The 20,105-nt window shown below is 44.9% G+C and carries 18 protein-coding genes and 2 pseudogenes; 13 read left to right on the top strand and 7 right to left on the bottom strand.

Features of this window, described 5'->3' with window-relative positions; all coding sequences use genetic code 11:
- Nucleotides 1–601: 601 nt before the first annotated feature.
- From AB6D93_RS11450 to AB6D93_RS11435, 4 genes are all read left to right on the top strand, one after another.
- Nucleotides 602–1,537 (top strand): LysR family transcriptional regulator, encoded by a 936-nt coding sequence (locus AB6D93_RS11450; protein ID WP_017068098.1) that lies wholly within the window; start codon nt 602–604, stop codon nt 1,535–1,537.
- 203 nt (nt 1,538–1,740) lie between these two features.
- Nucleotides 1,741–2,118 (top strand): lactoylglutathione lyase, encoded by a 378-nt coding sequence (gene gloA, locus AB6D93_RS11445; RefSeq protein WP_017066787.1) that lies wholly within the window; start codon nt 1,741–1,743, stop codon nt 2,116–2,118.
- Nucleotides 2,119–2,132: 14 nt separating this feature from the next.
- Complete coding sequence (locus AB6D93_RS11440) at nt 2,133–3,230, top strand: alkene reductase (RefSeq protein ID WP_017065285.1); 1,098 nt, start codon at nt 2,133–2,135, stop codon at nt 3,228–3,230.
- 110 nt (nt 3,231–3,340) lie between these two features.
- Complete coding sequence (locus tag AB6D93_RS11435; protein ID WP_017060207.1) at nt 3,341–4,207, top strand: DMT family transporter; 867 nt, start codon at nt 3,341–3,343, stop codon at nt 4,205–4,207.
- A 100-nt stretch (nt 4,208–4,307) separates the two neighbouring features.
- Here the strand turns inward: AB6D93_RS11435 and AB6D93_RS11430 are convergent.
- Nucleotides 4,308–4,433, bottom strand: a pseudogene (locus AB6D93_RS11430) (MarR family transcriptional regulator); the annotation flags it as partial.
- Between AB6D93_RS11430 and AB6D93_RS11425 the strand changes: the two are divergent.
- Nucleotides 4,431–4,547, top strand: a pseudogene (locus tag AB6D93_RS11425) (cytochrome c); the annotation flags it as partial. The pseudogenes AB6D93_RS11430 and AB6D93_RS11425 overlap by 3 nt on opposite strands.
- Before the next feature lie 130 nt (nt 4,548–4,677).
- Here AB6D93_RS11425 and AB6D93_RS11420 read toward each other — a convergent pair.
- Both AB6D93_RS11420 and AB6D93_RS11415 read right to left on the bottom strand, forming a co-directional pair.
- Nucleotides 4,678–5,172, bottom strand: coding sequence for a peptidylprolyl isomerase (locus tag AB6D93_RS11420; protein ID WP_017060208.1), 495 nt, complete (start codon nt 5,170–5,172; stop codon nt 4,678–4,680).
- A gap of 123 nt (nt 5,173–5,295) precedes the next feature.
- Nucleotides 5,296–5,904: a TetR/AcrR family transcriptional regulator gene (locus tag AB6D93_RS11415; RefSeq protein ID WP_017065287.1), complete on the bottom strand. Its 609-nt coding sequence runs from the start codon at nt 5,902–5,904 to the stop codon at nt 5,296–5,298.
- A gap of 167 nt (nt 5,905–6,071) precedes the next feature.
- Between AB6D93_RS11415 and AB6D93_RS11410 the strand changes: the two genes are divergently transcribed.
- Nucleotides 6,072–7,058, top strand: a complete 987-nt coding sequence (locus tag AB6D93_RS11410; protein ID WP_102332963.1) for a glycosyl transferase family protein — start codon at nt 6,072–6,074, stop codon at nt 7,056–7,058.
- Between the two features lie 96 nt (nt 7,059–7,154).
- Here AB6D93_RS11410 and AB6D93_RS11405 read toward each other — a convergent pair whose 3' ends face one another.
- A complete protein-coding gene (locus AB6D93_RS11405; protein ID WP_102333011.1) occupies nt 7,155–7,451 on the bottom strand; it encodes a hypothetical protein in 297 nt (98 codons plus the stop codon).
- A 167-nt stretch (nt 7,452–7,618) separates the two neighbouring features.
- Nucleotides 7,619–7,852, bottom strand: a complete 234-nt coding sequence (locus AB6D93_RS11400) for a hypothetical protein (protein WP_017060212.1) — start codon at nt 7,850–7,852, stop codon at nt 7,619–7,621.
- A gap of 302 nt (nt 7,853–8,154) precedes the next feature.
- On the opposite strand from AB6D93_RS11400, the gene AB6D93_RS11395 reads away from it, so the two are divergent.
- From AB6D93_RS11395 to udp, 4 genes are all read left to right on the top strand, one after another.
- The gene (locus tag AB6D93_RS11395) at nt 8,155–8,571 is read left to right on the top strand and encodes a CBS domain-containing protein (RefSeq protein WP_017060213.1); all 417 of its coding nucleotides are present in this window, start codon (nt 8,155–8,157) and stop codon (nt 8,569–8,571) included.
- A gap of 187 nt (nt 8,572–8,758) precedes the next feature.
- Nucleotides 8,759–10,222, top strand: a complete 1,464-nt coding sequence (locus AB6D93_RS11390; RefSeq protein ID WP_017065289.1) for an MATE family efflux transporter — start codon at nt 8,759–8,761, stop codon at nt 10,220–10,222.
- 153 nt (nt 10,223–10,375) lie between these two features.
- Nucleotides 10,376–12,733, top strand: coding sequence for a zinc/cadmium/mercury/lead-transporting ATPase (locus AB6D93_RS11385; RefSeq protein WP_102332962.1), 2,358 nt, complete (start codon nt 10,376–10,378; stop codon nt 12,731–12,733).
- A gap of 282 nt (nt 12,734–13,015) precedes the next feature.
- On the top strand, nt 13,016–13,774 hold the full coding sequence (gene udp, locus AB6D93_RS11380) for a uridine phosphorylase (RefSeq protein ID WP_017065292.1): 759 nt from the start codon (nt 13,016–13,018) through the stop codon (nt 13,772–13,774).
- A 213-nt stretch (nt 13,775–13,987) separates the two neighbouring features.
- On the opposite strand, the gene AB6D93_RS11375 is transcribed toward udp, so the two are convergent.
- Nucleotides 13,988–15,154, bottom strand: a complete 1,167-nt coding sequence (locus tag AB6D93_RS11375) for a DUF1887 family protein (protein WP_017065293.1) — start codon at nt 15,152–15,154, stop codon at nt 13,988–13,990.
- A 197-nt stretch (nt 15,155–15,351) separates the two neighbouring features.
- Nucleotides 15,352–17,343 (bottom strand): methyl-accepting chemotaxis protein, encoded by a 1,992-nt coding sequence (locus tag AB6D93_RS11370; protein WP_017060219.1) that lies wholly within the window; start codon nt 17,341–17,343, stop codon nt 15,352–15,354.
- A gap of 277 nt (nt 17,344–17,620) precedes the next feature.
- Here AB6D93_RS11370 and hinT point away from each other — a divergent pair, with 277 nt between their 5' ends.
- From hinT to AB6D93_RS11355, 3 genes are all read left to right on the top strand, one after another.
- Nucleotides 17,621–17,971 carry a purine nucleoside phosphoramidase gene (gene hinT / locus AB6D93_RS11365; RefSeq protein WP_017065295.1) on the top strand — a complete coding sequence of 117 codons (351 nt, stop codon included), beginning with the start codon at nt 17,621–17,623 and terminating at the stop codon, nt 17,969–17,971.
- Between the two features lie 277 nt (nt 17,972–18,248).
- On the top strand, nt 18,249–19,640 hold the full coding sequence (locus AB6D93_RS11360) for a COG3014 family protein (protein WP_017065296.1): 1,392 nt from the start codon (nt 18,249–18,251) through the stop codon (nt 19,638–19,640).
- Nucleotides 19,640–20,023 (top strand): YcfL family protein, encoded by a 384-nt coding sequence (locus AB6D93_RS11355; protein WP_017060222.1) that lies wholly within the window; start codon nt 19,640–19,642, stop codon nt 20,021–20,023. Before AB6D93_RS11360 ends, AB6D93_RS11355 begins: the two co-directional genes overlap by 1 nt.
- Nucleotides 20,024–20,105: the final 82 nt, after the last annotated feature.

Raw genomic sequence — 20,105 nt, 5'->3', positions numbered from 1 at the left:
GTTAAAAACACCTGGCGAAATCATTCTTAAGTAACGTCTACCATTGATAGGTTCGTTTGCTGCATTGGGTTTTAAGGCCGTCTTCCGTGATGTGTGCAACACCATCATCTACACATTTTTAGGTTTTCTGTTTAGGTTAAGAATTGATTTGTTGGCGAAATAATAGGAAGTGTAACTGGTGCTATCTACGCATTATTGCGATATTGAATTATCGTAATTACGATGAATTGAGTGGTTGCTTAAACGTGAGGTGGGTTTATTTGAACAGGCTCAAACTCGGCTTATAAAATATGTCTATTTAATTAGCCTGGATCATAGAAGTGGCTATAAAAGTATCAATAAGGCAGGACGGAAATATTGAATACTCCGACCAGTCTAGGGTGAGTTTGGGTGGATTAAGCGTTACTGGCACAGCGAAGAGATTTAGATTCCAATCTGGCGAATGTGGCAGCTATTCGAAAGAGTGAGTTGTTCTGACATTTTTGCTCTTTACCATATGATGCTTCCTTCTCAGTTTTGTTTTCTCAATGAGCATCCGTTGTTTCATTCTATCGCTTTTACGATAAGATAATTAAATCTATCGCCAAATGAGCACTGAATCATGAGTAATGACATTCCGAATTTTAACTTATTGGCTGTGTTTTCAGCGGTGATGGAGCAGGGCAGTTTGAGTAAGGCTGCCGATCATTTGAATACCAATCAATCGACGATCAGCACTGCGCTCGGCCGACTGAAAAATGAAATTGGCCAAGAGTTGTTTGTGCGCAGTGGGCGAGGGGTTGTGCCTACTGCTTACTCGCAAAGCTTGTATGAGCAAATCAAAGCGCCAATACACGAGCTCAACGGCGTGTTTCAAGGTATGGCTGGGTTTGATGAAGCGAGTACAGAGCGCAGGTTTGTGGCTTCGGTTCCCGAACATTTAAAGTGGATGTTGCTCGATCGATTTTCTCAGTTATCTAACCAAGGCTTATCTCTTGAGGTGTATGACCAACCAGATAGTGATGATCAAGTCCATGAGGATCTATTAACTCAGAAGTTTGATTTGATGATCGACATTGTGTTGCCTGAGCATTCAAGCATGATGAGCGAAAAGCTCTACGACAGTGAGTTTGTGATTGTTTGCCGAAATGGGCACCCTAGGATCAAAGGTGAGATCACCGAGGCGCAATATCTCAGTGAGCAACATGCGGTTTTAGCCAGAACACGTCGCCAAGTAAGAAGTTTGACTCACTACACTTCGTTAGACTTGTCCTCGCGTAAAATTGTAATTCACGGCAGCTCTATGGCCAGTAACCTAATGCTGTGTAGCCAGACTGATTACATCACTGTTGTGCCGCTTTCTATGGCGAACCAGTATCAGGAACGTCTTGGGTTACAGTTGTTCAAACCGCCTTTCGATTATCAGCCTATCTCTCATTACCTCATTTGGTTGAAAAAACAGAACACCGATCCGGCACATAAGTGGTTGAGAGAGCAGATCATCAATACGACTAATGACATGTCTAAATCACTAAACAGTTGGCGCTCCGCTTTCTGATCGTCGCCCTATCTTTTGTTTGCCAAATATCTTCTTAACAAATCACTTGTATTAAGTGAGTTATAATAAAAAATTATCACAATGAGAATTTATGATAATTTCATTTATTTGCTGTCAGCTCGTATATTAACCCTAACAAAGAAGTGGGTAACCTCCACTCACGATTATATCGGCTCAGGTTGCTGGGCTAAAAAGGGCGAAATATGAAATTCCTACACACAATGATCCGAGTTACTGATTTAGACAAGTCTATCGAGTTCTACACCAAGGTATTGGGAATGAAGGAACTTGAACGCCACGAAAACAAAGAGTACCGCTACACATTGGTTTTTGTTGGCTATGAGCAAGGCGGCACGACTATCGAGCTAACGTACAACTGGGATACGAATGAGTACGAGATGGGCAGCGCGTTTGGTCATCTGGCATTGGGTGTAGAAGATATTTACGCAGCATGTGACAAAATCAAATCGCTAGGTGGCAACGTCACTCGCGAAGCGGGTCCAGTGAAAGGCGGCTCAACTCATATCGCTTTTATTACTGACCCAGACGGCTACCAAATCGAACTGATTCAACTAGGTTAATCGAGGATATAACAATGACAAACGCACTATTTCAACCAATTCAACTTGGTAATATCGAGCTTAAAAACCGTATTGTTATGCCACCGATGACGCGTTCTCGCGCAACGCAACCTGGTAATTCAGCAAACGATATGATGGCGGCTTACTACGCTCAGCGTGCTTCTGCAGGTTTGATTATTGCTGAAGGCACACAAATTTCACCTATGGGTCAAGGCTATGCTTGGACTCCGGGTATCTATTCTGATGAGCAGATCGCTGGTTGGAAAAAAGTGACTGATGCCGTACATGAAAAAGAGGGCGTTATCTTCGCTCAACTTTGGCATGTAGGCCGTGTAACACACCCAGACAACATTGGTGGTGAACAGCCAATCTCGTCTTCTGCACTTAAAGCACAAAACGTAAAGGTATTCATCGATAACGGTACTGATGAACCGGGCTTTGTTGATGTGGTTGAACCTCGTGAAATGACGAAACAAGACATCAAAGAGGTGGTTGAACAGTATCGCCAAGCGGCTTTGAATGCGGTTGAAGCAGGCTTTGATGGTATCGAACTTCACGCAGCGAATGGTTACTTAATCAACCAATTCATCGATTCTGAAGCAAACAACCGCACTGACGAATACGGTGGTTCAATTGAAAACCGTTTACGTTTCCTAGGCGAAGTGGTTGAAGCTATGGTTGAAGCGATTGGTGCTGACCGTGTTGGTGTACGCCTTGCTCCGTTCACATCGTTGAATGGTACGGTTGACGCTACACCAGTAGAGACTTACACAGCGGCGGCAGCACTACTTAACCTATACAAAATTGTTTACCTACACATTGCAGAAGTTGATTGGGACGATGCACCTGAAACGCCAAAAGCATTTAAAGCAGCAGTTCGTGAAGCCTACGAGGGTGTCCTTATTTATGCGGGTAAATACGATAGCGAGCGTGGCGAAAAAGCCGTTGCTGAAGGCGTAACTGACATGGTTGGTTTTGGTCGTCCATTCGTTGCGAACCCAGATTTACCAGCTCGTATTCAAAATGGTTACCCACTTGCAGCGCACGATCCAAACACATTGTTCGGTGGTGCTGAAAAAGGTTTAACGGATTACCCAGAATACGCAGGCTAAAAACAGCTGCCTGAAGCAGAGTATTGAGATAGTATCTCGATCCTGTTGAATGTTTATAAAAAGCAACCTTGCAGAGTCGGGTTGCTTTTTTTGTTATTGGACTAAGTAAAATGATGAACGTGAAAGCGATGCGCGGAGAGCTTTACCTTCTATTTGCCACCCTGCTAGCTGGGGTGGGATGGATTGCATCTAAGCTGGTGGTATTAGAAATGCCTGGGCCAGTGTTCATTGGTGTGCGATTCCTCGTCGCGAGTCTTATTCTTCTGCCATTTTGTATTCACCATATTCGTAAGCTTTCGTTTAAGCAGATTCTGTCTCTTTGCGGCGTGGGTTTGTTGTTGTCTGCCTCATTGCAGGTATGGGTGTTTGCAGTTTCGGTGACTGAAAGCTTGTCGGAAGGGGCATTCATCATGAGCTTAGCCATGATCATTGCACCGTTTGTGTCTTGGATTTTGTTTCGAGTTAAGCCTAATCGCGCGTTTTGGATGTCTTTCCCGATCGCGATTATTGGCATGCTGTTGCTGACTTTGGGTAACGGCTGGCATGTTGAGCAGAGTCAGATTTATTTCTTACTAGCATCGATGTTGTTGTCTGTTCACTTTGTGATGAACAAGCGTGTGATTACCAATATCAAGCCTATCGCATCAATCTGTGTGCAACTGTTTGTGGTGGGTGTGAGTGGTTTAGCCTTTGCTTCTATGACAGCTCAGCCGGAGTTCGAAATCACCAAAACCTTAGTCTTCTGGTTTATTGTCTCTGCGGTGATCGCAACGTCTATTCGTTACTTGCTACAAACGGTCGGTCAGCACTCCGTGAACATGGAAGTGGCGGCATTGATCATGATTCTTGAGCCTGTGTGGACGCTGCTGTTAAGTGTGAGTGTGCTTGGCGAAAGTGTAGAGATGCAGAAGCTGCTCGGTGGGGCGGTGATCATTGCTTCACTATTTTGCTATATCAAATGGTCGAGACGAAAATAAAACACTCGGCGCAAGGCCGAGTGTGGGTTGTTTTTCAATACACGTTCAGAGTGTAATAATTTCTAAGCACTAAGCTTGCTAAGCAGTGAACGCGGTAAGATCAGATTGCCGCGACTACTTTCTGAAGTAGCTTGAGCATTTGTTGTTGCTCTTCAGCATCTAACTCGTTCATCAACTCTTTGTTTAAACGAACGGGGATAGGAACGAGTTGTTCTTCAAGTGCTTTTCTGAGCCTTATCAGGCGAGTGTTGAACAAGACTTGTCGAGTGCAGAGCAAGGGTTAAATTCTGCGAATAAGACGTGCAAAGGGTGTCACCGTACTTATCGTTCTCGCTGGTAACTATTCTAACAACGAGCTTTAAATACAGGTGGTAAAGTCGAACCCTTACCACCATAGTCCTATCGCACAGCCTTCTTTTCTTTATGCCATCAATTCGAATGCACTAGGGGCGGGAAAGGACGTGAATGAATTAGTCGCGAATAGTGACTTTTGTAATCACAATATCTTCGCAAGGCACATCTTCGTGTCCCCAGCGAATGGTTGTTGGTGCTTTCGCAATTTTGTTTACCACATCCATACCTGCTGAAACCTTACCGAATACCGCGTAACCCCAGCCAGCATTGGTTGTTGAGGTGTGATCTAGGAAATCGTTGTCATCAAGGTTGATGAAGAACTGCGCCGTTGCAGAATGTGGTGCATCAGTCCGAGCCATTGCCACAGAACCAATCACATTCTTCAAACCACGGTTTGCTTCGTTGACGATTGGGGCGCGAGTTGGTTTTTCTGTCATGTCGATAGTGTGACCACCACCTTGAATCATGAAACCTTCAATAACACGGTGAAATGTCGTGCCTTCGTAGAAACCGTCTTGGCAGTATTTAAGGAAGTTTTTCGACGTTACTGGCGCTTTTTCAAGGTTCAGTTCAATCTCGATATCGCCAAAGTTGGTGGTGAAAGTAATCATAGGGTTACCTAAAGTTGAAGTTTTACTGAGTCGTAATGACGAAAGTGGGTTGCAGTATAGGGAAAACAACAGCAGATACTAGTGATGGTTTTATTGTGGTTGAATTCTCATCAACCACCAAAATCACGCCTGATATTGTTTAAGGAACATCTCGACACTTGAAGTAATGATCACTTGTTTGTGCGCAGCATCCGGTGACGGCACATGACCAATGATTTGCGGCCAAAACGCAAAAGACTTAAGCAGACCAATGAACTGCGTGGAGGCGAATTGTGGGTCTAGTTCTACTAAACGACCGTCTGCCAACGCGGCTTTAATCCAGGTTGTAAGTCCACTTTCTGCTTGGGAATATTTTTCCATCGCTTGATGCGCCAGTTCGGCGTTATGGAAATACTCTGAGAACAACACGCGTGACAGGTCGATGAAGCCTTCAGACTCAAGTAACTCAAGTTCTTGATTGGCTATCGACGAAAGCTGTTCTTCAAGTGGCAGTTCTGCTTGATAAGGGAAATGCGTTGCGGCCAGAGTTTTGCTCCAAATGCTGTCTAGAATCTCATCTAAAAGCAGTTCTTTGCTGGCAAAGTGATTGTATACGGTGCGCTTTGATACTTCTGCGCGACTCGATATTTTATCCATGCTGGTGGCCTTGTAGCCATGCTCAGTAAACTCTGCGATAGCAGCGGCAACGATCGATTCACGTTTTCTTTGGCTCAGCGTTTTTTTTACAGTCATCGGGATACTACTCAATATGTCGCGGTTAGCATTACATACGCTAATTTTACACCAGTAAGTTTACTTTTAGAACACCAATCCGCGTATTGGTAATTCGGTCGAGAGCAACTGAATCGCTTTGCAATGCACGGTGGGTATCATAGAATCGAAAGTGTATTCGAATTTTATTGATATCAACGGAAGAGAATAAACAATCAATGAGTAGTATTTTAGAGTGTATTCGTACAGTTGGACGAGGAGAAAGAGGGCGTAAGCCTTTATCGTTCGAACAAGCCTACCGCATCATGGATGAGTATTTAAGCGGAGAAGTCGGTGACGACCAAATGGCTATGCTACTGATGTTGATTCGTGTGCAGAATGAAACCAATGAAGAGATCGCTGGCTTTGTAAAAGCGTTTCAATCTCGAGTGCCAGATTTAGGCGCTGATATTGATTGGCCGTGTTATGCAGGTAAGCGTAACGATAACGCCAGTGGCAAGCCTTGGAACTTGTTGGCGGCAAAAATCTTAGCTGACAATGGCTATAAAGTGTTAATGCATGGCTATATGGATAAGCCGAGCGGTAGGACGCACGTTGAAAGCCATTTGCAAGATGTCGGTGTGCAAAGTGCTGAGAGCCCTGAACATGCTAAGTCGATTCTTGAACAAGACGGCATTGCTTATTTACCGCTAGCTAACTTTGCGCCCGAAGCACAAACCATGATTGGTTGGAAACACCGCTACGGTTTGAGAACACCAATTAACACGGTAGTTCGAGCATTGAATCCTGGTGGTGGCCGTTTAGGTCTGCGTGGCAGTTTCCATCCTGGCTTTCCACAACTTCATGCCGAAGTTGAGCATGTCATTGGTAATAAATCCCACTCGGTGATTTCATTTAAAGGCATGAATGGCGAATCAGAATACAACCCTAAAGTGAGTCAAACGGTCTGGATGAGTTCTCCTGAGAAGGTGGAATCTTTCTACTGGGAAGGCACGATGAATGTTGAACTGCCTATGCCTTCTGAATGTGTACTGGGTACACCGGAAGATGAGATGGAGCTGATGGCGAACAGTGTTGTGGACAGTATGACTGCGATTTTATTCGCAGAAACGCACGATAAAACTGAGGCATACCAGAAAGCGGTGCGTCTGTGGCATGAGTATTGTGCGCGTTAGATGATGGTTTAACCAATGAGAGAAGGTCAGCGAGCGCTGGCCTTTTTTATGCTTAATTTCTAGCAAGGGCCTTTCGTGAATGCCCAAACAATAGAGCTACTTCACTCGCATCAATCGATGCATCTTGTCTTCGAATTGAATCTCAATCACTTGTGAAATTTTCATCTTCTCAACTCGTTCAAGCATTGCTGTTTGATAGGCTCGTTTCTTCATCCACTCTAACGGCTCTTTAAAGCCATCTTCATTTATCACAAAGGACTGATCGGTGATGGAGTCTTCAAAGATATGAACCACCCAAACGCGCGATTGGAAATCTAACAATTCGCTAAAGTAGCTTTTTAGCTTAGGGATAAAGTGAGATAGAGCGGTTTGAGGTGAACGAAGCGAAGACATAGTAAACCGTATTTGGACAATGAAAATCGGCAAGGGCGCCGTCTGATCATTATAGCCTTTACCCGTTAGGCTTGTCAGGTCGAATTCGGCAGCCATTCACGGCTATTGCGCTTGCTAATGCTACTATGGCTGCCAGTTAGAGATTAACCAAATCAGTGTCGGATTCACTATTTAACGAATAGGCCGAAGTCGATCTCTTGTTCTCTTTGATATTTCACCAGCTTCACTTTTAGGTCGTGTTTTGCTGCTAAATCAATGGCTAAGCATGACATGCGTTTTATCTCATCAACGCAGCTTGATATCAGCGGTTTTTCTTGATTATCGATAGTGGCGATGAGTGTGTTTTCTGTGCCGTCGTTACCTGCGTAAATATACGCGTACATGTTGTTGTCGTGTTGCATAAACTTCCTAAAACGGGATTTCTAATTATTAGTGAGGTGAAGATTACAGGGTTTATTTACGCAGGCTAGCTCGGCTAAGTAAGGTTAAGCAAGGGAAAGTAAGGCTTTGTAAGGGCTCTTTTTTTTCTTTTTTCTGGCGTTCGGAAACGTGCTCAACCCTTTGTTTGTCTCACTTTTTTGTCTTGTTAGGTTTTGCCTATCAATAAAATTGTTGAAATCCATTTAGTAAAATCAAGATTTTAGACAACAATTAACTTAACAAGATAGAAAATATATGACGCAAAGTATTTAGGGAGAACGCAATGCATTCTATTAAAGTGAAAGATTACATGACGCAGCAGGTTGTGACATTTACTCCTGATATGCCGTTAAGTCTAGCGTTAGACAAAGTGATGCGTAGCCACCATATGGGTGGGCCCGTAATCGATGATAACGAACAAGTGATTGGCTTCCTTTCAGAGCAGGATTTACTCGAGAAACTTGTGAAGGTCAGTTACTTCTGCCAAGACACACACCTTGTGGGTGACTGTATGTATCAAGAAGTGCTGTCGGTGTCACCTGACTTATCCATTATTGAATTGGCGGACATGATGCAGGTTGGAAAACCTAAAGCATACCCTGTGATCGATAATCGAAAACTGGTGGGTATTATCACCAGAACTGATGTTTTGAGAGCAATTGGCAAGAACTTGGAAGAATGCTTCAAACATCAGGTATAGTAGCGTGTTAAGAACGATTATTTTTCTCAATACTCTCAATTGAAAAAAGGCGCACTAGCGCCTTTTTTCCGTATAGCGCTTTTCTTGGTCGATCCTCTCTTTGTGGATCCCTAGCCAGTTGAACAGTTGAACAGTTGAACAGCTGATTAGGCTTTAGCTCTTGGGTATTCCAACTTTTGGAGGTTTCATGTCAAATCAAACGGCAAAGTTTGTTGAAGGTTCAACGATGCGCCACATATTGGTGATGTCGGGGGCTGGCTCTGTCGGTTTGATGGCGTTATTTGTGGTCGATCTGCTCGACATGCTGTTTATCAGTATGCTCGGACAGGTTGAATTGGCTGCTGCGGTAGGATTTGCAGGTACGCTGACTTTCTTTTCTACCTCCGTTTCTATCGGTACTTCCATTGCCATGGGCGCATTAGTGTCCAAAGCCATCGGCTCCAAGAATCAAGAGCACGCTCGAAACCTAAGCACCAGTATCATGCTGACTGCGTTTGTTATCAGTTCAACCATAACTGCAATCATGTTCGCTTATATTCCAGAGCTGCTAGCCGCGATAGGCGCCAAAGGCATTGCAGCCGAACGCGCTCAAGCTTACCTACAGATTTTGCTACCTAGTGGTCCATTTTTGGCGTTAGCGATGGCAGCGGGTGCGGGCTTAAGAGCGGCAGGTGATGCTAAGCGTTCGATGTGGGCAACTTTGTCTGGCGGCATTGTTAACGCGATTCTCGATCCTCTGTTTATTTTTGGTTTTGGTTGGAACATCGAAGGGGCGGCTATCGCTTCGGTTGTCGCTCGTTTCTCGGTGCTATTCTTTTCGCTTTATCCTCTTATTCGCAGCCATCAGCTGGTAGCTCCGCCTTCTTTTGTGCAATGGCGCATTAATATTCGACCAATATTGGCGATTGCGCTGCCTGCGATTATCACCAATACCGCAACGCCTATCGGTAATGCGATTGTAACAACGGGTATCGCACAATATGGTGAGGATTTTGTCGCGGGCTTTGCCGTGATAGGTCGTCTGACGCCAGTTTGTTTTGCGGTTATCTTTGCCTTGTCTGGCGCTGTGGGGCCAATCATTGGTCAGAACTTTGGTGCTGAACGCATGGACCGAGTAAAAGAAACACTCAATAACTCATTGCTGGTTACTACGGCATACACCATCGCTGTTTGTATTCTGTTGTACTTCGTTCAAGGTTATGTCATTCAAGGCTTTAGCTTACAAGGTGATGCAGCAATCATTGTGGCGGCTTTCTGTACCTATGTGGCGTTAACCTTCACCTTTAACGGTGCACTATTTGTTGCCAACACGTCTTTCAACAACCTAGGTAAACCGCTTTACTCGACAGCATTGAATTTGGGTAAAGCGACGTTAGGTACTCTGCCGTTCGTATATCTAGGTTCGCAATGGTATGGCGCTTTGGGTGTTCTCTATGGTCAAGCTTTGGGTAATGTTTTGTTCGGAATTTTAGGTATCTTGGTGCTTCGACATCATATCGCTGAACTGATGCAAGGATCTCAAGTTGATCCAGTGGAAGATGATGTGTCGATTGTCAGCTTGAACACTCAGCCATTCTGTTCACACGATGCGGTTCTTATTGATGATGTATCCGCTAACCGTGAAGAGTGTGCGGAGCTTAAATCTCAGTAAGCCATCGGCGCTGGCATAATATTTTTGTTTTCTTGAAAACTTCTTCTTGACCTTGGAGTAGCCTCCAAGGTTTATACTTTTGATGAACTTAAGGTTCTGTTGCTCGTAAGTTAGCAACAACCTCAAGGCTTTTGAGTATTAAGGAGATACATTATGTGCGCAAAACATGCAGCGTGCCGCTCAGCAAAAGTGGACGTTCAACCTCAAGCGGCAGGAGCAAGTTGCTCTAGCCCTAAAATTTCAAGCATCACAGCAGCAGGTACTTCATCTGGTTGTTGTAGCTCTTCTGCTGCTTCGTCATCGTCTGGAGATGATTGTTGTAGTTCGTCGGATAGTGGAGAAGAAGACAGTCAGTCCTCAACTTTATCTCTCGATGCCAAATTTTCGAAAAGTTGGCTGGTTGCCGGAATGGACTGCCCAGCTTGTGCAAGAAAAATAGAAAACGCGATCAGCAATATTGACGGTGTTATTCAAGCGAAGGTTCTCTTTGCTACCGAAAAGCTGGTTGTGAAATTCGATAATGAAAGCCTTGCTGACACCATTGAACAGGTCTCTATCAAAACGGGTTTCCCTCTTACGGAAGTCGGTTCAAAGAAAGAAAAACAACAACCTGAGACTTTTTGGCAAGCTTATATCCAACCTAATTTACAGATTATCGCGATTGCAGCGGCAATGCTGTTTGCGGCGCTTGTAAAAATCACCTCACCTCAATTAAGTGAAGGCTTGTTTACGGTAACTTGTCTGCTTGGTTTATATCCGGTGGCGAAGAAAGCGGTTCAGCTGGCGCGTTCAGGTACACCGTTTGCTATTGAAACCTTAATGAGTGTTGCCGCGCTGGGTGCTTTGTACCTTGGCGAAACTGCGGAAGCAGCGATGGTTCTATTGTTGTTCTTGATTGGTGAGCGCTTAGAAGCGTTTGCTTCATCAAGAGCAAGAAGTGGCGTTCAAGCGCTAATGGCATTGGTACCAGAAAACGCGACTAAGATCATCAACGGCGAGCGTGTAGAAGTAGCAGTCAGTGAACTGGTTCCAGGTGATGTGATTGAAGTGGCCGCGGGCTCTCGTTTACCTGCTGACGGCCAATTGATTACAGACGCGGCAAGCTTTGATGAAAGTGCGTTAACCGGTGAATCTGTTCCTGTTGAACACATCGAAGGCAATAGCATCATGGCTGGCGCTGTGGTGGTCGATAAAGTGGTTCGTATCACCATCACTTCAAAACAGGGTGAGAACGCGATCGATCGCATTCTTCATCTGATTGAAGAAGCAGAGTCTCGTAAAGCACCACTAGAGCGATTCCTCGATAAGTTCAGCCGTTGGTACACACCGTTAATGATGGTAGTGGCTCTGTTGGTCATCATCACACCACCATTGTTGTTTGCGCAGCCATGGGAAACATGGGTTTACCGTGGCCTAGCGCTATTGTTGATTGCTTGTCCGTGTGCCTTGGTTATCTCGACTCCTGCAGCGATTACCTCTGGCTTAGCAGCAGCAGCGAAACGTGGCGCGCTCATTAAAGGCGGCGCAGCGCTAGAGCAGCTTGGTAAAATCCAAACCATCGCCTTCGATAAGACAGGCACACTGACCGAAGGTAAGCCTCAGGTTACGGATATTCAACCTCTATCGGGGTGGCAACAAGACGCGATGCTGCGTGTGGTTGGGGCGATTGAAGTTGGCTCTACTCACCCGTTGGCGCAGTCACTTGTCGCTAAAGTAAAAGACCTGAATATAGAGATTCCTGAATCACACAACAAGAAAGCGTTGATTGGTAGTGGTGTTGAAGGGGATGTTGATGGTGTTAAGTATCAGGTTCTGTCACCGTCTAAAGTCACGTTCGAACTTGGTGCCGATGTGGTTTCTCAGGTAGAAGCATTAGAAGGTGAGGGCAAGACGGTTGTGGTTGCTCTTGAGGTTAAAGATCAAGAAGAATCAACAGAGCAAGCTACGACGGTGATTGGTCTGATTGCTTGGCAAGATACGTTACGCAGTGACGCTAAGCTTGCGATTGAACGACTTAATGAATTAGGTATTCAATCTATCATGTTGACCGGCGATAATCCGCGCAGTGCAGCAGCGATCAGTAGCAAGATTGGTATGCAGTACAAGGCAAGCCTATTGCCAAGCGACAAGGTATCTTACGTTGAGGAGTTATCTCAACAGTCGCACGTGGCGATGGTCGGTGATGGCATTAATGATGCACCAGCAATGAAAACGGCGAATGTCGGCATCGCAATGGGTGGTGGTACGGATGTCGCTTTGGAAACGGCGGATTCAGCACTGACTCATAACCGTTTAACTGAGCTGCCAGCGATGATTGAACTGTCGCAAGCGACCATGAACAACATCCGTCAAAACGTAGCCCTTGCGCTTGGTTTGAAGGTCGTATTCTTGGTGACAAGCTTGTTAGGTATTACCGGTTTGTGGGTGGCAGTTTTAGCGGATAGTGGTGCAACTGCATTGGTGACATTGAACGCATTGCGTCTGCTTCGATTTAAATCTAAAGCGGACTAAATCGAGCTCACCGACATAGAGCATTCTTAATATAAAAGCGCCTTTAGCGGTAATACGTTAAAGGCGCTTTTTGTCTCATTAGTATGCAACATAGGCGTGCGGATTGCTTATTTTTGTGATGCCAATCGGTTTTTTGTGAAACTTGAATTATTGTTGCGATCATTCATGTGACATGTGTCACTTCATTTTGTAGTGAGCTTGGTTAGAGTGTGTTCGTACCCCACGAATTTACTATGAGCTTAAATAAGGGTAAAAAGCCCAATAAGCCAAAAGGAGCGAACTATGTCTCAAGCTGTTTTCCACTTAGGTGTTACTGAAGCAGATCTTAACGGTGCTACTCTTGCGATCATCCCTGGTGATCCTGCTCGTGTGCAAAAAATTGCGGAAGAGATGGAGAACCCAGTATTCCTTGCTAGTCACCGTGAATACACGCTTTACCGCGCAGAGCTAGACGGCAAACCAGTTGTTGTATGTTCAACAGGTATTGGTGGTCCATCGACTTCTATCGCAGTTGAAGAGCTTGCTCAACTTGGTGTTCGCACTTTCCTACGTGTTGGTACGACTGGTGCTATCCAACCTCACGTAAACGTGGGTGACATGATTGTTTCTACAGGTTCTGTTCGTCTAGACGGCGCTAGCCTACACTTTGCTCCTATGGAGTTCCCAGCAGTGGCTGACTTTGAAGTTGCAACAGCAATGAAAGCGGCAGTTGATGAATCAGGTGCAACAGTTCACATGGGCGTAACGGCATCAAGCGATACGTTCTACCCAGGTCAAGAGCGTTACGACACGTTCTCTGGTCGCGTTGTTAAGCGCTTCCAAGGCTCTATGCAAGAATGGCAAGACATGGGCGTTCTAAACTTCGAGATGGAATCTGCAACACTGCTAACTATGTGTGCAAGTTCTGGTCTGAAAGCAGGTTGTGTTGCTGGTGTAATCATCAACCGTACTCAAAAAGAGACGCCTGATCACGACACTCTAAAAGTAACAGAAGCACGTTCAATCAAAGTGGTTGTAGAAGCCGCTCGTAAAATGCTTTAAGTCTTAAAGTGCTCTGAGTTTTAGAGAGCATTAAGTCTTCAAGTGACATTAAATTTTGAAAATGGCCGCATCGAATGATGCGGCCATTTTTTTGTGCCGTCTCAAAGTAATCAATAGAGAAAACAGACAACAAAAAAGGCGAGTGACTTAATCGTCATTCGCCTTTTTAACAATCTGCTTAAGAGCATTGAGCTCTCATGAGTTTATTGGTTTTTAGTACTCTAGATCTTCACTGCCACCCGCAGCCGTAAACCATGCCGTTAGGTGTGTTTTAAGATCTTTCAATTCGTCAGGGCCAATCAATGCAAGGCCAAGATCTTCAGCTCGTGTGATGTCGTTATGGCGAAGAGGGCGGAAGCTCACTAACATTGCACGTGCTTGTAGGCCACCTAATAGGTCTCTAAGCGATTCCAGTTTATACAAGGTGTCATCACCATCATCACGCATGCCTTTGGTCTTACATTCGATGATGTGTAGCTTATTGTTCACTACTGATGCTACGTCAAGCTCGTTTCGAACCTCACGCTCACCCAGTTGACGGTATACCTGAACATTCAAAGAACGGTCTTGAATGGTCGGCATGTCATCTTGGATTTGTTTAACTGTGCTGTGAACCAAGGTTTCAAGCCATTCACCGTTTGAGAAGCGTCGTGCGTCTTCGTTGGCAAAGGTCAAAATACCATTGTCGTAAGTCGCAATTTTAGCTTCAACCAAATCGCTCAACAGCATGTTGAGCTCGCGATAGCCTTGTTGCTTCTCAGATAGGCCTACATCAAGTTTTTGTTCTTTACGGCAGGTCGTTGCTAGGTAGTTCAATGTTGCAAGGCCAGGGCCTAGTTCGAGTGCGTTACTTGCCCAACGTTCACCCAGTTCATAAAGTTTCTGATCCAGTTGCGGAGACAGCTGAACATCGCTGAATTCACCGCGAGCACCGAACACAGTTAGGTAGTCGTCGATAGTGATGCGGTCTTGAACTTGTGCGTCTTCTTTACCATTAGGGTACAACCAGCAAAGCTTGTCGCTATTTGGTTCAACCACGAAGATTGGCCAGTGGTAAGTACGGAATACTTCGTACACAGAAAGTAGGCGGTGACGGAGGCCACAACTTGCGTTGAGCTTCACTTCTTGACCGCGTGCTTTGAGATCTTCGGCAAGGGTTTGGATAGATTCTTTAATGACAGATGTATTTACGATGGTCGGAATTTCGAAAAACTCACTCGTAATGTCGCGCTTGTGCAAAACGCTGTCTAAACGTTTGTACATACTGACTTGATTTTTGTCACCGATAAACACGATGTGAGTGCTGACCGTTCGGTTATCAAGTAATGGGGTGAGCAAGCGAATGGGGTCTTGATCGATAATGCCAACATGAACAGCCATATAAATTCCTTAATAGCGGCTCGCTCATAAAGGTGAAAGAAAAAACGGGAAGCAGCAAGCCTTAATAATCATATAATGACAAAGCTCATAAAAAACAAGGGCAACCCTTGATAAAAGTTGCCCTAGCTCAATTAGTCACCACTATTGGGTAAGAAGTCTCAACAATCTCACTAAATATCTATCGATTCTTCATTTATCTATAGTTTGAATTGATGTACTAAATCACCTTGCTGATTCGCCAAAATTGTTAGGTTTTGGCTTGCCTCCGCAATTGAAGACATCGCTTGGTAACTCTTATCTGCGATGTGGTTGATGTCTTCGATGTTGCGTGCAATATCACCAGACGTTTCACTCTGCTCAGCGGCTGCTTGAGAGATGTGTGTACTCATGTGGCTGATCTCTAGAATCAAGGCTTGGATCTCTTCCATCGCACTGTTTGCACTTGAAGCTTGTTGAACCGACATGTCCATATCGCTCATACAGCTTTCAATTACGTTACTTGCAGTTTTCGAGCTTGATTGCAAATTGCTGATCATAGTCTCGATTTCAGAGGTTGATTGAGTGGTCTTCTGTGCTAGCACTCGTACTTCATCGGCAACGACTGCAAAACCACGACCTTGTTCACCTGCACGCGCTGCTTCGATTGCCGCATTAAGTGCAAGTAGGTTGGTCTGTTCAGCAATACCACGAATAACGTCAAGGATTGAACCAATCTGGCTACTCATCTGTTGTAGCTCGCCTACAGCGCCCACTGATTCAGTAAGGCGAACTTCAAGCTGATTAATGGTGCTGATGTTGGTGTTCATGATCTGACGACCAGACTCAGAAGCCGATTCTACTTGTTGAACCATGGTGAGTGAGCTTTGCGCGCTGTTCGCCACTTCTTGTACAGAATGAGACATCTCTGTCATTGCGGTCGCAACAGTCGCGGTTTGCTCACGTTGGCTGTTCAATTGAGCCTGCGTTTCAGATGACGTCTTCTGGTTGACGCTTGCAGTCTTAGTTAAGTCATCTGAAGCATCATTCAACTTCACAAGGATATTGTGCAGGTTGTCAGCCAAGGTGTTGATGTGACGGCTCACGCGGCTGAATTCGTTGTCGTAGCGAATATCGATACGCTGAGTCATATCACCTTCAGTTAGACCTTCTAATGTACCGAGGATGCGAGTTAATGGCTCTCGTACGCTGTGTGCAATGTGGTAACCAATCGCAGCAGCGAACACAGTCACAACAATGCCAATGGCAATCGCGTTGAATAGGCCTTTGTCGTAGATGCTGCTTGCGTCAGCGAGTGATGAGTTAAGTTGCTCTTCAGCGGTCACGTTGAATGAGTCCAAAACAGCCATCGCTTGGTCAACTTCTAGAGCTAGGTTAGCGATGTTCACGTACAACGCTTGTTTGGCTTGTAGGTAGTTGTTGTGTTTGTCTAGTACGCCACCTTTCTGACCAACGTCTTTGGTGAACTTCTGAACCGACTCATCGAAGACATTTTTAAGTGCTGGTAGTTGTGTTGATAGACCTCGATAAGCGTAGTTAAGATGAGTAACGGCCTTTTTGTTTTGGTTAACGGCTTTTTGGACGAAGGCAACATCAGAGCTAGCAAGTGCATCAGAGGTAATAACTTCTGCGTCTTGCAGTTTGATGAAGTAGCTCTTTGCCATCACTTTTACAGAGATGCTTTTTTGGTCGGCAACGTACTCTTTCATACCAACGGTTAATTCTGAATGTAAGCGTTGGAAGTCACGAGACGCTTTTTGTACTTGTTCTTGTGCTTCGAACATCGCGACGTAGTTGTTCATCGCTTCGTCAGCTTCGGCGAAGTAGCGTTCTTCCATTGCTCTTAATTGCGCGATACGTTCAACAAGTGAAGCATTGTTTTGGCTTGCCGCTTCTAAACTACCGAGAACTTCTGAAAACGAGTTTTGTGATGCAGCAAATTCTGTACGCATTGCAGACATGCGTTCAGCGTTTTGTGTGGTTAAGAAATCTTTGAATGACTTATCAGCAGAAAGCAATTGAACACTCGTTTGATTTGAAAGCGCAACAAGTGGCAATGAGGTTTCTGAGACACTCTCAAAATTGCTGTGTATCTGATTCATGCTGTTCATCATGATGGTTATCGTGACTGCGAACATGATGATGATCAGTGCGAAACCAGCGTACATACGCTTGATCACAGATCCCTTCATGGCTTTCTCCCTAAATAAAAATGCAGACCTAATGTCAGGTCAAAGTAAAACTAACAAAATTGTCAGCATTCTATTGAGCTCGGCTTACGCGTTTTATGACGCATACGTCAAAAATAACGCTCAGTTATAACCAACATGCCATTCTTGAGAGCTAAGGCTCGTTTTCTTTGATTTGAACGGTGTTTTTTATTATGCTTTAAAGCAGATTTATTGTGGTTTGATGCGGCATAGCGCATACTCAAAGCATTAAAAAATAAATGTTTTATCGGAGAGAAACATGGCTGAAGAAACCATTTTTACTAAGATCATCAACAAAGAAATCCCAGCAGATCTACTATACCAAGACGATTTAGTAACCGCATTCCGCGATATTAACCCTCGTGCGCCAAGCCATATCCTAATCATCCCAAACAAGCTGATTCCGACAACCAACGATGTTGAAGTCGAAGATGAAGCGATGATGGGGCGCATGTTTACTGTTGCTCGTAAGTTAGCAAAAGAAGAAGGCATCGCAGAAGATGGCTATCGTCTTATCGTGAACTGTAACTCTCACGGTGGCCAAGAGGTTTATCATATTCACATGCACTTGGTTGGTGGCCGTCCACTTGGCCCCCTATTAATGAGCTAATGAAAAGCTAACGAGTTAATGAAAGCTAATGAGCTAGTTTAAACGCGCTCATTAGTGGGTTAACACAAGTAGTTAGTTGGAAAATTTGTAGTTTGTATGCCAACTTTAAGTTCTATCTGTTGTCTGAATGTCGGCATCGCTTAGGCAGAGGCTATATCAGTAGGATTTCAACTGGCTTGAGATCCTTTTTACAACACGTTTCGTTTTGATAATGAGACCATTAAAGGTCAGCAGACCCTAATAAAGTAGGCATTTTAAACATGCACGGAGACGATAAGTGAAGCAACAGTTTAGATTCGCTTCCATTGCCCTGTTATCGGCGTTGACCGTAGGTTGTGCGAGTATGTCTGCAGGAAGCCTGTTCAGCCATTACAGCGCACAGAACAAAGCGATCTACCAAGCCGTTAAATCTGGAGATTATTCAGAGGCTCAGCAAGAGCTACCAGATTACGCGGCAGGCGACATCCTTGATAACTTTGAAAGAGGCAGAATTAATCTGCTGGATCAAAAATACCCTGAGAGTAAGGCTTCGTTTGAAGTGGCTGATCAGGCGGTTACTGAGCAGCAACGCAAAGCCGTGATCTCAATCTCAGACAGTGCAACCAGTGTGGGTGCGTTGGCTGTGAATGACAATATTACCGAGTATGTGCCAGCCGATTATGAGTTGGGCTTTCTTCATCTGTATCTCGGTTTAAATTACCTCAAGAAAAACGATTTAGAAGGTGCGGTGATTGAAATGCGTCGCGCCAACCAAGTTCAAGAACAAGCGAAGAAGCAACGCGAGGCTGAGTTAGACAAAGCAGCCAGCGATGCGAAGAAGCAAGGCTTGTCTGCCAATGTGGGTAGCATCCTTGCCAATTACCCTGATGCGGGTAAGAAACTGCAGTCAGTACAGAATGCGTATCTGATGTTCTTGTCTGGTCTGCTTTATGAAGCGTCAAATGATTTAAACAGCGCCTACGTTGACTATCGTCGTGCTTTGGCTGTGATGCCAGATAACCAAGAAATCATCGATAGAACCATGGCAACAGCCGCTCGTTTAGGGATGCGACAAGATTTAGCAACATTAGAAAAACGCTATAAGCAATCTTCTAAACTTAGTGCAGGTGAAGGGCGAGTGATTGTTCTTCAAGAGCAGAGCGCTGTGCAAGCTATGGACAGTTGGCGACTGGATTTGCCTGTTTATGACAGTCGCGATCAGGGGGCAATATACTCTCTTGCGCTGCCATATTACCCAAGTCAAAACGTAGAGCGTTTTTCTGCCTTGCGAATCAGCGGACAGCCGCTACAAGAACATTTGATCACTGATGTAAACGCGATGGCGCAGAACGATCTATCGGAACGTATGACAAGCATTGTTATTCGCCAAGCGCTACGTGTAGTCGCGAAAGATCGCATTCGAAAAGAAGCAACCAAAGGCGATGATGTCGGTAATATTCTGTTCAACGTGTGGAACACACTGACAGAGCAACCAGACACTCGCAGTTGGCAATCATTACCTGCAGAGATTAAGAGCAGTACGTTTGTAGCAAATAGCGGTCAATATACGTTGGAAGCGGGCGCTAAAACGTACGACTTTGATATTCGAGAAGGGCAGACCACCTTGGTGTGGATTTCTCGACAAGGAAACAATGCAACAATGTGGCATAAACAGCTAGGGAGGCTGTAATGAAAAAGTGGTTAGTGAGCTTAGCAGCGGTTATGGCTCTGGCTGGTTGTGCTGATAATACAGCTGGCGTAAGGGTCGATAGTCTGACTCAGAACGTTTTCTTTGGTGACAAGGTATTGGGCAGCCGTTTACAGGTTGAAGATATTCGCACCGATCTGGTCGACGGTCATACGCGAGGAATCGTTCGTTTAAACAGTAACTATAAAGGCGATCAACATATTCTTTATCGTTTTTACTGGTACGACGATGCCGGGCTTGAGGTCAACCTTAAACAAGGTCCTTGGAAGCAAGCGATTGTTCGTGGTTTTGAAAGTATTTCGTTGTCGGAAGTGTCGGTAAACCCGAAAGCGACTCAGTTCAGAGTCCAGTTCCGAGAGCAGTAAGTTAGATTAAACGGGTCTCATGATTCGTAAATACAAGAATTTAAGAGTGTGGGTAACCCCGCTCAGTGATAAGTTGAGGAAA

Origin of the sequence: Vibrio sp. 10N.247.310.23 (assembly GCF_041467155.1) — a bacterium.
In the GTDB taxonomy this organism is placed as follows: domain Bacteria; phylum Pseudomonadota; class Gammaproteobacteria; order Enterobacterales; family Vibrionaceae; genus Vibrio; species Vibrio crassostreae_C.
The sequence above is the reverse complement of the archived record's forward strand: the minus strand, read 5'-3'. Positions and strand labels throughout refer to the sequence as shown.